The following is a 13,551-nucleotide window of genomic DNA, read 5'->3' as shown; positions in this document are numbered from 1 at the left end:
GCCATCGAGGAGCCGCGCCCTCGCGCAGCCGCGCCATCGCATCGGCGGGTGCGCGTCATAGACGTCATCGAGCGGGTAGCAGTGGAAGAGTCGAGTCAGACGTGTGGTCGACCGCCCGCTCGGGTCTCGCCGCCTGAAGCGCATTCACCTGCCTTCAGCCACGCCCTCCTCGATGCTTCCGACGGAACAGGAGCACGCTCATGCGTCTTTACGCCCAGAACCCGAGGCGTCGCAGCCGTCAGGTACTCGCGGACCTGATCGCCGTGGCCCTGATCGCGCTCGCGGTGAAGTTCGCGCTGGCCGTGCACGACGCGATCACCCTGCTGGCCGAGCCGGGAAAGAAGACGCAGAGCGCGGGCGAGGGCCTCGCCGCCGGTCTCGACGACGCCGGCGACGCGGCCTCGAAAGTGCCCTTCGTCGGCGACGCCCTGAAGAAGCCGCTCCGGTCCGCCGCGGAAGCGGGCAACAGTCTCTCCGACGCCGGACAGTCTCTACAGGACACCGTGGGCCGCGCGGCGACCCTGACCGCGGTGGCCCTGATCGTCCTCGCGACCGCCTTCGTCCTGGCGCTGTGGCTGCCCCCGCGCCTGCGCTGGATCCGCCGCGCCGCCACCACCCGACGCCTCCTCGACGACCCCGGTGGCGCCGACCTGCTCGCGCTGCGCGCCCTCACCGGCCCCCAGCGCTACCTCGCCGCGGTCCCCGTCCCGCCGGGCGGCCTCGCCGACGCCTGGCGCCGGGCGGACCGACAGGTCATCGCCGACCTGTCCGAGGCCGCCCTCGCGCGGGAGGGCCTGCGGCCCTGACGGGCAGGACGGCAGTCGTTCGACGCCTGGAACGCTCTGCTTCCTGCCACATTGCTGTTTTTTGCCGCTTCACCGCCGCCTACTGGTAAGCCTGGTTCAACTCCCAGATCGCCCAGACGATGACGGCCAGCGTCAGCGCGACCGCCGTCGTTCCGAGTGCGACTCCCGTTCGCGCCCGTGAGAGGTCGGCCGCCTCCTGGCCCAGCGCCCTGCGCAGCGCGACGAGACCGGAGACGATCGCACCGATCCCCACGGGCACGATGAAGTACACGGGAACGAAGCGGACCCCGTTCGGCATCCAGGAAGGCAGAAACGGGCACGTCATCATGACGACGGCGGCAGCGCCCAGCACGAGCGACGTCGTCCCCTGCGGCTGTCGCCTCACGGCCGGCTGTGCACTCGGCGCTGCTGTCCGCTCCACAAAACCCATGCCCCGGAGCCTAGACAGCGGATGGCGTGCTCCGCCTGGGCGCGAGTACCTAGACCTTCCTGAGTAGGCCGCGTCGTCTGTGGGATGCAGCGCTCGTGGGGACCTGGTTGACGGGTAGCGGACCGGCCTTCGGCCCTAATCGATGATCTGGTTGAAGAACAGCACGGCCGGTGCCACAACCCCGCCGCCGACGCTCACCGCGATGGGCCACCCGTTGCCGGCCAGCACCGACAGCGCGGTGGCAGCGATGCCGACCAGCGCTGCCAGCAGGAAGACGACGGCGGCGCGCTGGGTGAGGAGCGGCCCGTCCCGGCCGGACCGCCGGCGGTTGGCCTGTGCCACCTCGATGCTCCTTACCTGACCGTGAGAACGGGCTCGTGCAGGGGTACGTCCCACGGATCCTGCGCGGGACGCAGCAGTTCGAAGGCGACTCCGCCGTCACCGCCGTCACCACTCGTGCGAACCCCGTACACGGCCGGTTCGGGCAGGCTGTTGTAGTGGAACGGCGTCGAGAAGTAGTAGGCGCCCGTGTCCGGGACGGCGACGATGTCCCCGGGCTCCAGCAGCGGCAGCGCCCGGTCGCGCGCCAGCAGGTCACCGGCGAAGCAGGCGGGCCCCGCGATGTCCTGACGCACCGGACCGCCCCGTTTCGCCGTGCCGCCGCCGTCATACGCCTCGATCCGCAGGGGCCAGGCGTCGGGGTTGAACACGGTCCGGGTGGCCACCTGGACGCCCGCGTGGGTGACCGCGATCGACCGGCCGCCCATGTTCTTGGTGTACTCGACGTACGCGGCGGTGAACCCGTTCTTGGCGAGGACGGAACGCCCGAACTCGGTGACGATCTCGTACCCACCGCGGACCCCGACCCCTCCGGAGACTCCGGACGGGTCGGGCTCGGCGAACAACGCGGGTGCATGGGCGCGCAGTTGTTCCACGTACGTGGCGAAGGTCGGTGTGGTCTCGTCGTCGGCGAAGTTGACGGGCAGCCCGCCGCCGATGTCGATGCCGACCACTTGACGCCGCCCTAGGGACGCGTTGACCTCCTCGGCGAACTCCACGGCCTGCGCGACCCCGCGCGCCATGAGGTCGAGCGGACAGCCCTGGGAACCGGCGTGCGTGTGCACCCAGGTCAGCCATGGCCGGTCGCGGTAGGCGCGCAGCAACTCCTGCCGACTGCCCGGGTCCGCCAGCGGAACGCCGAACTTGGAGGTGCTGGTGGCCGTGCTCATCGCGGCGATGGCGCCGCCGCCGAGCTGGGAGTTGACGCGGACACCGATCCGTGACGTCGGGACGCGGCCGCCGAGCGCACGGTCGATCCTGGCGAGCTCCTGGTAGTTGTCCGCGTTGACCGTCACACCCAGGTCCAGGGCGCGCCGGAGTTCGGCCTCCGTCTTGGCCGGGGAGTCGAAGACGATCCGCTCCGGCGCGAAGCCGGCGGCCAGGGCGCGGGCCAGCTCGCCCGCGGTGGCGACCTCGCAGCCCATGCCGAGATCTCGCAGCTCCGCCAGCACCGGCACCAGACTGTTCGCCTTGGCGGCGAACGCGTGCAGCACGGGCGCGGCGGAGGGGGCAGAGGCGAAAGCGCGGTGCAGGGACTCGACCGTCGTGGCGACGCCGTCCAGGTCGACGAAGGCGGCCAGCAGGTGTCGCTCGGGGTCCAACAGACCCTGCTGTACCGCTTCCCGCAGGATCCGCTCGCGCCGCTCGGCGGCGGGGGTCAGTCCGGTCATGGTGAGCCTTCCGGGGTGGTCTGCGCAGCACCCGGGGCTTTCCCGGGCTGGACCACCAGCGTGCTGTCCGCGCGGGAAGGGCGTCTTCGTCGAGTCGTGAGAGCCGAGGGCCCGCCTCATGACGGCCAGGAGCAACCAACCGCCCCGCCAGGCCGGGCTGTTGTGCGCTGCGACGAAGAAGCGGCCTCGTGATGGTGGGGGCCGACGAGCGGCGGCCGGGGGCCGGTCAGCCGCGTTGTCCGCCGACCTCGTCGCTCAGACGCAACTGCAACTGGGCCAGCAGACGGGCGTCGGGGTCCGCCAGGTCCAGTCCCGACACCTGGGCGATGCGCCGCAGCCGGTAGCGCAGGCTGTTGGAGTGCACACTCAGCGCGCGGGAGGCGGCGGACACGTCACCGAAGTGGTCGAGATAGGCGCGCAGCGTCTCCACCAGGCAACTGCCGCTGTGCTCGGCGTCGAACGCCCGCAGCCGGGCCACCGAGGTCTGCGGCGACAGATCCACCCCGCGCAGGGCGCCGACGACGTGCAGGATGCCGACCGCGTCCGCGACGTCCCCGGTCCTGGCGACCGTTCGCGACCCCGCGGCCTCCGTCAGCGCCCTGAGGGCCAGCTCGGCCGCCCGGCGCGACTCCGGCGCCCGGGCCAGCCCGGGGGCCACATCGCCGAGTCCGACCTTCAGCGGCCCGCCCAGGGTGGCCGACAACTGGTGCGCCAGCGTTTCCCCCAACCGGGTCATCTGGCCCTCGGCCCGGCCGAGATCACGGTCCAGGGCGCCCACCAGCACCAGGATCCTGCCGCCCGCCGGGACGACCACCGCACGGTGCCCGTACGCGGCGCAGTGCAGGGTCAGCAGCCCGTACAGTCCCGACGGATCGCCGTCCCCCTGATCCGCGGCCCCGGTGCCGACGGCCAGGACGGCACAGGGTTCACGTAACGGCAGCGAGGCCCGTTCCGCGAGCACCTCGACGGATCCGCGCTCCTCCAACAGCGCACGGGCCGCGTCCTCGACGAGACGGTCGTCCGAACTGTGGGTGCGATGGTGCAGCAGGTGGGCGGCGGCTGCCCGGGCCGCGGCGCGCAGGGCCTCGGAGGCATTGGGCGCCAGCGGCCGGCCGGCCACGGCGGCCACCCAGATCGACCCGAGCGCCTCCCCGCCCGCCCGCACGGCGCCCACCAGACGTTCCGGGTTCTGTCCGTGCGCCGGCCGGTGCAGTACGTCGTCGCCCGCCCACAGCGCCTGGAAGAACCCCGCCTCGCGCATGGCCGCCACCCGCCACGGCGGGACCCGGCGGCCGAGGATCGTCAGCCTGCGCTGCTCGTCCACGTTCTCCTCGGTGGAGGAGTACGCCAGCACACGGGACTCCGTGTCCTCGATGGTCACCGCGCCCCCGACCAGGGCCGCCACCGCGTCGGCCAGCGAGTTGAGATCCCCAAGGCGCGGCCCGCCGAGCCCGGCCATCGGCGGCACACCCGCCGAGGCCAGCCCCGCCCGCAGCACCCCCACCAGCTGGGCCCACGTGCACCAGGCGGTACGGAACAATAACGCCGTACCGCCCTCCTCGGCGGCCGACTGCAGCGCTCCCGCGGTGGGTTCGGGCCGGCCCGGACCGAACACCACGCCCGCCGCATCCGACTCACCCGCCCGGCGCACGACGTCGACCGCCAGGGCCGAGCCCGGATCGACGCCCACGGCCAGCAGCAGTTCGCGCGGTCTGACCACGGGTTCCCGAAGGTCGAGCACGTTCACCCCGGTGACCGCGGCCCCCAGGCCCTTGGGCGCCGAGTGCAGCTCCACGGCGCCCACCCCCACGACGGACAGCAGCCGCTCCAACGTCACCCGTGACTCGTCGGCCGTGTCCCAACCGGCCGCCACCGCAAGGTCCGTCATGTCGCCCCCGTCTCGCGCTCCCACCCGACCCCGCGCCGAGCCGGTGCGTACACGCGCCACCACGCTCGGTGGCCGATCGGGAAAACGTACGACATCACCCTCGCGTCCCGCAGCAGATGCGGGTGAAACGAGTCGCCGCCGCGCCGGTCACTCCGTGCGGAAGCCGACGGCAAGACGAGCAGTGCCGACGCGGCTCTGTGGCCGTAGACGATCAGCAGTCCGGCGACGGCTGCCCCGAGGGCACGGCAGGCTCGTGACCGGAGAACGACGTGGGGCTGATCCTCTCCCGGGAGACGGTGACACCAGCAGTCCGACGTCGGATGGTCTTACGGCGCCTTCACCCCGTTCCGGCGGCAGTTGACGCAGGCCGACGGCATGGGCCTCCATCTCCATGGCGCTGGAACTCGCAGCGCGCTCCCGTGTCCCGCCCTGAACTGCGGTCTGGGCAAGCCGAAATCCCGTGGAGCCCGCATACGCGGCGTGGAATGCTCGTGGGCGACTACTGACGGAAAGAAGGCAAGAGCGTGTACGTACCGTCGTCTGCGCGACCTCTCGATGCGGACGAGCGTGAGCTCGTGGAGCTGGCACGCCGCACCATAGACGCGCATACCGACGCCGGGCCCGACGAAGACGGGATCCACACGATGGGTGCCGCGGTCATGGCCGCCGACCACCGGATGTTCGCCGGCGTGAACCTCTACCACTTCACCGGCGGTCCGTGCGCCGAACTCGTGGCCCTGGGAGCCGCACGAGCCCAGGGGGCCCGCCAGATGCGCTGCATCGTCGCCGTGGGAAACCACGGGCGCGGGATCATCGGCCCGTGTGGACGCGATCGGCAGGTCTTCGTGGACTACCACCCCACCATGCGTGTCATCGTGCCCACGCCCGCGGGGCCCAGGTCCGTTCTCGCCGCCGATCTCATGCCGCTGACTCAGCGATGGACCCCGGAAGGCATGAACGGTCTCGACCCCTCCCTCTACCAAGACCCCGAGACGGCCGGACCCCCGATCATCCGCTTCAACCCTCGCTACCTCGAGGACGTCCGCTCCGGCGCGAAGACCAGGACCACCCGCTTCCGGGATCCGGCCCGGCCGGGAGCGGCACGGCTGCTGTTCGAGAGCGACCCGGAAGTCGTGCTGCATGCAGAGGTGACCGACATCAGGCAGTGCCTGGTCGGCGACCTCACCCATCAGGACGCGCAAGCCGAGGGACTGACGACCGCAAGCGAACTCCGAGAGACCCTCAAGGGCCATTACCCGGATCTGGTGGGCACCGACGAAGTCGACGTGATCACGTTCCGGATCCACGACGAGACGGGCGCCTCCTGAGACCCCGGCCGCAGACGTGGTCTCGATGGTGAGGGGACCGAAAGGACGGTGGTCAGTGTCGATCATCTGGACGATCGACCTCCGCCATCGACGGTGTCCGTTCCTTCTCCGCCTACCCGACTACTCAAGTCCACCGAGACGGAGGGCGTCCCTCAGTTCGCTGAGCCTCTCGGTCATCGCCGGGGTGCGCTCTCTCGGCTGTCCGGCGAGTCGGAGTGCATCCTCGATCTCGTCGAGTTTCGCGCTGGGCAGGGCGCCCGCCCGCTCGATCAGGTCGTCCCGGGACACAGTGGTCAGCCACGTGCAAGGGGTGAAGCCGGGGCATGGGAACGCGAACCGCAGCACGCCGTCAAAGGGCAGCCCTTCCGTGGTGCCCACGACCACTTCGACGCCCAGACCGCTGATGTCGACTCCCGCCGGGGCCACGACCTGCATCACCCGGATCCCGGACGCGTCACCTTCCGACAGCAGTACGACCGGCCGCCGCTCGTCGAACTCGGCCCACCAGACTTCACCACGTCGCACATGTCCTCCTGACACAAGGCCGCTTGCGTAGGCCGCGCGACCACCACAGCTCGGCTGCATCTGAGGAAGAAGCCTCCGCCGTGGCTGGCAGCCTCGGACTGCGGCGGCCGGAGCCGACGACCCGATGACCTCGGATGCCGCGGTCGCTGAGAGACCCCGCGAAGGTCACAGAGCCTACGTGAGTTCCTTTCGCATCAACGTGCACATCGTCTCGTAGCGGCGCAACGACCCGTCAGGGGCTTGCTCGTCCCACGAGTCAGGCTGCCGGTCGTACGCGACATAACCCAGCCTTTCGTAGAGGGCACGTGCCCGCGGGTTGCTTTCCTCCACACCGAGTTCGGCCTGCCGCAGACCGCGGCTCCTGATCCGCAGTTCTGCGGCTTCGACGAGGAAGGTGCCGATCCCGCACGACTGCAACGCGGGGTGGACTGCCAGCTGCCACAGGGTGCCGACCCCGTTCTTGACCTGGTAGTCGACGCCGCCTTTCGCCACAGGAATGTCCGTTGCAGGGCAGACCGCAAGGTAGTCGACCTCGCCGGTCCGGACACGGTCCAACTGCTTGGCGACGCCGGTCAGGTGGAGGTCAGACCCTGCCCATCCGCAGGACGCCAGGTCCGCATGCACCAGATCACGGACCGACAGCTTCAACACAACATTGATCATCTTCCGTACCTCCGGCGGCCCAGCATCCCACCGCGGTCCTCGGCCGGTCGAGGTCAAGGCACCCCAGCAGCGCCGGAAACGGGAGCCGACGCGGCAGCCGGAATTCGCGCTCGCGCGGTCCCCGCCCGTCGCCCGTGGCGATCCCAGGGCCGTTCCGGGACTTCGTTGACAACCGTGCCCATCCACCTCCATCATCATTCCACTAATCAAGTAGTGGAATGATGGTGGAGGGGAGTGGTGGCCGTGGAGTACCGCATCGACAGGCGGAGCGGGGTCCCCGCTTTCCAGCAGATCGTGCAGCAGACCAAGCAGGCCCTGCGGCTGGGCGTACTGGTGCCGGGTGACCGGCTGCCCACCGCCAAGGACGTCGCCGAGACGAGCGCGGTCAATCCGAACACCACCCTCAAGGCGTACCGCGAACTGGAGCGCGAGGGCCTGGTCGAACCGCGACCGGGCCTGGGCACCTTCGTGCGGCGCACGCTGGGCCGTCCCGAGACGGGCACCGACTCGCCCCTGTACGGAGAGCTGGTGGCGTGGATGGCGAAGGCGGCCGAGGCCGGTCTGGAGCAGGAGGACGTGGCCGCGCTGGTCGCGTCGGCGCTGGAGAAGCAGTACGCCACCGGGGCCACGGCGGTCCCGGGGGGCACGACAACGAGGAGCACAGGTGAGTGACGTCATGTACACGGGGGAGCCGGCGCTCGAGGCGCACGGGCTGGGAATGCGCTACCGCCGGGGCTGGGCGCTGCGGGACTGCACCTTCCGGCTTCCGGCGGGCAGGATCTGCGGGCTGGTGGGCCCCAACGGCGCGGGCAAGACCACGCTGCTGAACCTCGCGGCCCACGTCCTGAAGCCGACGCAGGGCACGCTCAGTCTGTTCGGCGAGGCGCCGGGCTCGGTGGAGTCCGGTCGGCGTACGGCCTTCCTCGCGCAGGAGAAGCCGCTGTTCCGCCGCTTCACCGTGGCGGAGACCCTGCGGCTGGGCCGCGAGCTGAATCCCGGCTGGGACCAGCGCGCCGCGGAGGACATCGTCCGAGCGGGCAATGTGCCCTTCCACGCGAAGATCGGCACCCTCTCCGGCGGGCAGCGCACCCGCGTCGCGGTCGCCCTCGCCTTCGGCAAGCGCCCCGACCTGCTGCTGCTCGACGAGCCGATGTCGGACCTCGACCCGGTCGTGCGCCACGAACTCATGGGCACCCTCCTCGCCGAGGCCGGCGAGCGCGGCACCACCGTGCTGATGTCCACCCACGTCCTCGCCGAACTGGACAACGTGTGCGACTTCCTCGTCGTCGTCTCCGGCGGGGGAGTGCGCCTTGCCGGTGACGTGGACGACCTGATGACCGTCCACACCGTGGTCACCGGGGCCAAGGAGGGTGAGGGTCTGCCCGCAGCCCTCGGGTACCACACCCTGGTCGAGGCACGGACCAGCGGACGGCAGTTCACCGCGCTCATCCGCCCGGAGGGCCCGGTCACCGGCCCTTGGGAGATGTCCGCCCCGAGCATGGAGGAACTCCTGCTCGCCTACCTCCGCTCCCCCGACGCGCCCCCGCTGATCACCCCCACCGCCCAGGTCCGGGACCAGCGGTCGAGCACCGCGAGGACCGCTGCATGAGCACCTTCACCAGCCCCTCCACCGACGACGAGAACAGGACGACGGCCCGGACGATGAACGGCACAATGAACGCAACCATGAACGGGCCCAGGCACGGGGCCATGAACGCGACCAGCACACAGGCCGCCCGGCGCCCCCGCCTGAGCGGGATGACGTGGCTGGTCTGGCGTCAGCACCGGGCCGCGTTCTGGACCATGCTCGCCGCCACCGTGCTCGCCGCGGCCTGGATGATCTACCAGCGCGCCCAGCTGATGGACTTCCTCGCCGGGTACGGCTTCCCCGCCAAGAACCTCGACGATGTGGGGAAGCGGTTCGACCCGTACACCGGCGCGTTCAAGTCCGCCACCACCGGTCTCACGGCGATACCCGTCATGCTCGGTGTGCTCCTCGGCGCCCCCCTGCTCGCGGGCGACCTGGAGAGCGGCACGGCCAAGCTGATCGCCGCACAGTCCATGAGCCGCAACCGCTGGCTCGCCACGAAGCTGGCGCTGGCCGGGCTGGTGGCGACGGTGACCACGGTCACGCTCTCGGCTGTGTTCGCCTGGTGGTGGAGCCCCATCAAGCTCCACTACACGGACATCGACTGGACCTCCAGGGAGTTCTTCAACACCACGGGCCCGGCGCCCGTCGCCCTCTCCCTCCTCTCCGTGTTCGGCGGGGTGCTGATCGGTGTGCTCCTGCGCCGCACGCTGGCGGCCATGGTGGTGACCCTCGGTTTCACCGTCGCCCTCCAGATGGCCTGGGGCCACTTCAAGCTGTCGCTCGGCGACGTCCTCACAGCCACCACCAAGCCGGTCGCCCCCGGCACCTCGGTCGCCTTTCCGGAGGTGCCCCGCAGCGCGCACGTGCTCGACTGGTCGTATGTCAACGGCAGCGGGAAACCGTTCGACATCTCGGTGTGCGCGGACAAGGCGACGCTGGAGGGGACTGAGTCGTGCATGAAGAAGGCGGACATCGTCGGCGCGTCGACCGACTACCTCCCCATCTCGCAGATGAGCGATATGCAGTGGCTCGGCGCCTCGGTCCTGTTCGCCCTCACGGCCGGCATCGTGGTGTTCCTCTTCGCCTGGGGTCGTAAGCGGCTCGTCTGAGCAGCCGTTCACCTGCCGGCCGACCGCGCGGTGATGTCCAGGAAGGCACCCGCTCCCGCACCCCCGCCCTCGGCTCGCGGACGACTGCGACGCCTCCCTCGGGGACGGCTCGACACCCCACAGGCCGAGGCCGGCACGCGGCCGGCGGCGGCGCCCCGGCTCCGGGCTACGGGCTCCGGGCATCGGCTTCCGGTTGAGTCGCGGCGCTGGGAGCCGTGCGCACCGCCAGGGTTGGGCAGCCCCCGCCAGGGGGAGCCTGTGTCCTGCGGACCGCTGGCCGGAGCGAAACCCCTGTGGTGCAGCGGCCGTTGTCCGAGTGCCGGAATGGCTTCAGGGATGGAGTTGATGCACGGTGGAACGACGCTTGCCGGTGGCGACGCACTGGGGCAGTTTCGTGGCCGTGGTCGATTCCGGCCGGCTGCTGCGCATCGAGCCCCGGGGTGACGACCCCGCGCCCTCGCCGATCGGCCCGGGCATGGTGGCGGCGGCCGAGGACCGTGCGCGCGTGCTGCGTCCCGCGGTGCGCAAAGGGTGGCTCGACGGCTCACCGCGCGTCGATGACACCGCCCGAGGGGCGGACGCCTTCGTGGAGGTCAGCTGGGACGAAGCGCTCACCCTGATCAGCGAGGAATTGCGCCGAGTACGCGAACAGCACGGGCACGGCGCGGTGTTCGGCGGCTCGTACGGCTGGGCCAGCGCGGGCGGGTTCCACAACGCCCAGGGTCAGCTCCAGCGGTTCCTGGCCTTGGGCGGGGGCTACACCGACTCGCGCAACACCTACAGCACCGCCGCTCTCGAGGTCATCCTTCCGCACGTGATCGGCGGGGCCCCGTGGAGCTACCAGTCCCGGATGCCGATGTGGGACGAGATCGCCGAGAGCTGTGAGCTCGTGGTGGCCTTCGGGGGACTGGCGTTGAAGAACAGCCAGATCAACCCCGGCGGGCTGGCCCGCCACCAGACGCGCGACCTGCAGCGCAAGTGCCGTGAGGCCGGGGTGCGGTTCGTTAACGTCAGCCCGATCCGCAGTGACACCGCCGGCTTCCTCGACGCCGAGTGGCTCCCGGTCGTCCCCAACACCGACACCGCCCTGATGCTCGGCATCGCGCACACGATGCTGGTCAACGACTGGCACGACGAGGACTTCCTCACCCGCTGCTGCGAGGGTTTCGACCGCTTCGCCTCCTACCTCACCGGTGACGTGGACGGCGTCGTCAAGGACGCCGACTGGGCCGGCAGGATCACGGGCATCGGTCGCGACACGATCACCGATCTCGCCCGCCGCCTGTCCGCACAGCGTTCCCTCATCATGGTCAACTACGCCGTACAGCGGGCGGACCACGGTGAGCAGCCGATCTGGATGTCGGTCGTGCTGGCGGCCATGGCGGGTTCGCTGGGACGCCCCGGCTGCGGATGGGGCGCGGGCTACGCGACGATGGACGCGACCGGTGTCGCCCCGGGCCGCCCGTCCGTGGCGTCGATGCCGCGGGTGGCGAACCCCGTAGCGGAGTTCATCCCGGTCGCCCGGATCGCCGACACCCTGCTGGAACCCGGCTCGACCATCGACTACGACGGTCAGCGCCTGACCCTGCCGGACCTGCGCCTGATCTACTGGTGCGGAGGAAACCCCTTCCACCACCACCAGGACCTCCACCGCCTCACCCGAGCCTGGCAGCGCCCGGACACGGTGGTGGTCCACGAAGCCTGGTGGAACACCACGGCGAAGTACGCCGACATCGTGCTTCCCGTCGCGACCAGCCTCGAGCGTGACGACTTCGCCGCGGGGTTCTCCGACCCGCACCTCACCCCGATGCCGAAGGTCCGTGAGCCGGCCGGCGAGGCACGCACCGACCACCAGATCTTCGCCGCTCTGGCCGCCCGGCTCGGCTACGAGCGCGAGTTCACCCAAGGCCGCTCCGAGATCGAATGGGTCCGGCACCTCTACACGCAGACACGTGCGAACCTCGGCGACGACGCGGCCCTGCCGGACTTCGACGACTTCTGGCAACGCTCCTCCGGTGTCGAACTGCCCGCGCTCCGCGGGCCTTTCCCCGGCAGCTTCGAAGCACTGCGCTCCGATCCGCGGCGCTTCCCCCTGACGACGCCGTCGGGGCGGATCGAGATCTTCTCCGAGGAGATCGACTCGTTCGGCTACGACGACTGCGCCGGACATCCGACGTGGTTCGAACCCGTGGAGTGGCTTCGCGCCGACCTGGCGGACCGCTTCCCGCTGCACCTGATCTCGAATCAGCCCGCCTCACGCCTGCACAGCCAGTACGACAACGGTGACCACAGCCTCAAGTCGAAGATCCACGGCCGCGAGCCGGTGACGATCAACCCGCGAGACGCGGCGTCACGCGGTATCGAGAACGGCATGATCGTGCGCGTGTTCAACGACCGGGGCGGCTGCCTGGCGGGCGCGATCCTGTCGGACGCCGTCATGCCCGGCGTCATCCAGCTGTCCACCGGAGCGTGGTGGGACCCGGCCCAGCCGGGCCGGAGCGGAACCCTGGACCGCCACGGCAACCCCAACACCCTTACCCGGGACCGCGGGTGCTCCCGTCTGTCGCAGGGGCCGAGTGCGCACAGTGCGCTCGTCGACGTCGAGGTCCACGACGGGCCGGTCGAGGAGGTGCTCGCCTTCGTACCACCACACCTCGAACACTGAAACGAAGCCACCCCGACGACGGACGAGTTTGCCGTGTTCACCGTCGCCGGCCACCCGGCCGGCGGGCCCGACCGGCCCCCGTTCTCCCCGGACGGGGTTTGCTTCACCGTAATCACCTGAATACGGTGCGCAGCCATGAGCGCACTCCAAGATCTCAAGTACGGCCAGTGGTTCCGGGGCGCCGACGTCGACGGCGACGGGTTCATCACCCAGCGCGACGTCCGCATGATGAGCGAGCGCTACATCAGCGCCCGCCCGACCACCCCCGATCCGGAAACCGTCCGCCGGCTCACCGAGGGGATGGACCAGTTCTGGTCGAACGTCATCGCCCCGATGGACCAGGACGGTGACGGGAAGGTCGACGTGCGGGAGATGACCGCCGGCTTCAAGAGCGTCCTGACCGACCGCGCGCTCTACCCGCAGCAGATCGAGCCGGTCACCGACTGTTTCTTCGACCTGGTCGACCTCGACGGAGACGGCAAGATCGATCAGGCCGAGTTCCAGCAGATGTTCGACTCGGTCGCCGCCGTCCCCGGCGAGGACTGCGCAGCCGTCTTCGCCGCCCTGGACCTCGACGGCTCCGGCGGACTGGACCGTGACGAGTTCCACCGGGCGGTCGAGGAGTTCTTCTACGGCAACGACCCCGACGCCCCCGCCAACCACATCTTCGGCAAGGTCCACGCCTGACGGTCCCCGGATACGCCGCCGTCCCGCGCTTCTGCCTGGGTCTGCCTTCCTGGCCACCGGCCGCGTGGAGGCGTGGGGCGCGTATCGCCTATGAGCGTCATGGGCGGGGTGGGCCGGCAGTATGTGCAT

At 70.5% G+C, this 13,551-nt stretch carries 13 protein-coding genes; 7 read left to right on the top strand and 6 right to left on the bottom strand.

The window, feature by feature from the left end:
* The first annotated feature begins 200 nt into the window (after positions 1-200).
* Positions 201-806, top strand: coding sequence for a hypothetical protein (locus tag ACGFSH_RS27450; RefSeq protein ID WP_393353221.1), 606 nt, complete (start codon positions 201-203; stop codon positions 804-806).
* Positions 807-885: 79 nt separating this feature from the next.
* Here ACGFSH_RS27450 and ACGFSH_RS27445 read toward each other — a convergent pair whose 3' ends face one another.
* The 4 genes from ACGFSH_RS27445 to ACGFSH_RS27430 all read right to left on the bottom strand — a co-directional run bounded on the left by ACGFSH_RS27445 (position 886) and on the right by ACGFSH_RS27430 (position 4,854).
* Complete coding sequence (locus ACGFSH_RS27445) at positions 886-1,104, bottom strand: hypothetical protein (RefSeq protein WP_393353220.1); 219 nt, start codon at positions 1,102-1,104, stop codon at positions 886-888.
* A 267-nt stretch (positions 1,105-1,371) separates the two neighbouring features.
* Positions 1,372-1,578, bottom strand: coding sequence for a hypothetical protein (locus ACGFSH_RS27440; RefSeq protein WP_393353219.1), 207 nt, complete (start codon positions 1,576-1,578; stop codon positions 1,372-1,374).
* Positions 1,579-1,589: 11 nt separating this feature from the next.
* Entirely contained in the window at positions 1,590-2,966 is a 1,377-nt protein-coding gene (locus ACGFSH_RS27435; protein WP_393353218.1) for a diaminopimelate decarboxylase, read from the bottom strand.
* Between the two features lie 226 nt (positions 2,967-3,192).
* Positions 3,193-4,854, bottom strand: a complete 1,662-nt coding sequence (locus ACGFSH_RS27430) for a helix-turn-helix domain-containing protein (protein WP_393353217.1) — start codon at positions 4,852-4,854, stop codon at positions 3,193-3,195.
* Between the two features lie 644 nt (positions 4,855-5,498).
* Between ACGFSH_RS27430 and ACGFSH_RS27425 the strand changes: the two genes are divergently transcribed.
* Complete coding sequence (locus ACGFSH_RS27425; protein WP_393353216.1) at positions 5,499-6,182, top strand: ASCH domain-containing protein; 684 nt, start codon at positions 5,499-5,501, stop codon at positions 6,180-6,182.
* 120 nt (positions 6,183-6,302) lie between these two features.
* Here the strand turns inward: ACGFSH_RS27425 and ACGFSH_RS27420 are convergent, their stop codons facing one another.
* Together ACGFSH_RS27420 and ACGFSH_RS27415 are read right to left on the bottom strand one after the other, a co-directional pair.
* Complete coding sequence (locus ACGFSH_RS27420) at positions 6,303-6,707, bottom strand: type II toxin-antitoxin system PemK/MazF family toxin (RefSeq protein ID WP_393353214.1); 405 nt, start codon at positions 6,705-6,707, stop codon at positions 6,303-6,305.
* 174 nt (positions 6,708-6,881) lie between these two features.
* On the bottom strand, positions 6,882-7,370 hold the full coding sequence (locus ACGFSH_RS27415; RefSeq protein WP_393353213.1) for a GNAT family N-acetyltransferase: 489 nt from the start codon (positions 7,368-7,370) through the stop codon (positions 6,882-6,884).
* 234 nt (positions 7,371-7,604) lie between these two features.
* On the opposite strand from ACGFSH_RS27415, the gene ACGFSH_RS27410 reads away from it, so the two are divergent.
* The 5 genes from ACGFSH_RS27410 (at position 7,605) to ACGFSH_RS27390 (ending at position 13,422) form a co-directional block, all read left to right on the top strand.
* Positions 7,605-8,042, top strand: a complete 438-nt coding sequence (locus ACGFSH_RS27410) for a GntR family transcriptional regulator (RefSeq protein ID WP_393353212.1) — start codon at positions 7,605-7,607, stop codon at positions 8,040-8,042.
* Positions 8,043-8,046: 4 nt separating this feature from the next.
* Positions 8,047-8,979: an ABC transporter ATP-binding protein gene (locus tag ACGFSH_RS27405; protein ID WP_393353290.1), complete on the top strand. Its 933-nt coding sequence runs from the start codon at positions 8,047-8,049 to the stop codon at positions 8,977-8,979.
* The gene (locus ACGFSH_RS27400; RefSeq protein WP_393353211.1) at positions 8,976-10,070 is read left to right on the top strand and encodes an ABC transporter; all 1,095 of its coding nucleotides are present in this window, start codon (positions 8,976-8,978) and stop codon (positions 10,068-10,070) included. The genes ACGFSH_RS27405 and ACGFSH_RS27400 overlap by 4 nt, the downstream gene beginning before the upstream one ends.
* A gap of 352 nt (positions 10,071-10,422) precedes the next feature.
* Complete coding sequence (locus ACGFSH_RS27395) at positions 10,423-12,735, top strand: molybdopterin-dependent oxidoreductase (protein WP_393353210.1); 2,313 nt, start codon at positions 10,423-10,425, stop codon at positions 12,733-12,735.
* A 135-nt stretch (positions 12,736-12,870) separates the two neighbouring features.
* Positions 12,871-13,422: an EF-hand domain-containing protein gene (locus ACGFSH_RS27390; protein WP_393353209.1), complete on the top strand. Its 552-nt coding sequence runs from the start codon at positions 12,871-12,873 to the stop codon at positions 13,420-13,422.
* Positions 13,423-13,551 lie beyond the last annotated feature (129 nt).

This window comes from Streptomyces sp. NPDC048481 (assembly GCF_043200075.1).
In the GTDB taxonomy this organism is placed as follows: domain Bacteria; phylum Actinomycetota; class Actinomycetes; order Streptomycetales; family Streptomycetaceae; genus Streptomyces.
Note: the sequence above shows the minus strand (reverse complement) of the source record. Positions and strands in the feature narration are given on the sequence as shown.

Bases quoted from the DNA above. Each gene is read 5' to 3' on its own strand.
- ACGFSH_RS27400 (WP_393353211.1), top strand. From the start codon at position 8,976: ATGAGCACCTTCACCAGCCCCTCCACCGACGACGAGAACAGGACGACG.
- ACGFSH_RS27405 (WP_393353290.1), top strand. From the start codon at position 8,047: ATGTACACGGGGGAGCCGGCGCTCGAGGCGCACGGGCTGGGAATGCGC.
- ACGFSH_RS27415 (WP_393353213.1), bottom strand. From the start codon at position 7,370: ATGATCAATGTTGTGTTGAAGCTGTCGGTCCGTGATCTGGTGCATGCG.
- ACGFSH_RS27435 (WP_393353218.1), bottom strand. From the start codon at position 2,966: ATGACCGGACTGACCCCCGCCGCCGAGCGGCGCGAGCGGATCCTGCGG.
- ACGFSH_RS27425 (WP_393353216.1), top strand. From the start codon at position 5,499: ATGGGTGCCGCGGTCATGGCCGCCGACCACCGGATGTTCGCCGGCGTG.
- ACGFSH_RS27390 (WP_393353209.1), top strand. From the start codon at position 12,871: ATGAGCGCACTCCAAGATCTCAAGTACGGCCAGTGGTTCCGGGGCGCC.
- ACGFSH_RS27430 (WP_393353217.1), bottom strand. From the start codon at position 4,854: ATGACGGACCTTGCGGTGGCGGCCGGTTGGGACACGGCCGACGAGTCA.
- ACGFSH_RS27445 (WP_393353220.1), bottom strand. From the start codon at position 1,104: ATGCCGAACGGGGTCCGCTTCGTTCCCGTGTACTTCATCGTGCCCGTG.
- ACGFSH_RS27450 (WP_393353221.1), top strand. From the start codon at position 201: ATGCGTCTTTACGCCCAGAACCCGAGGCGTCGCAGCCGTCAGGTACTC.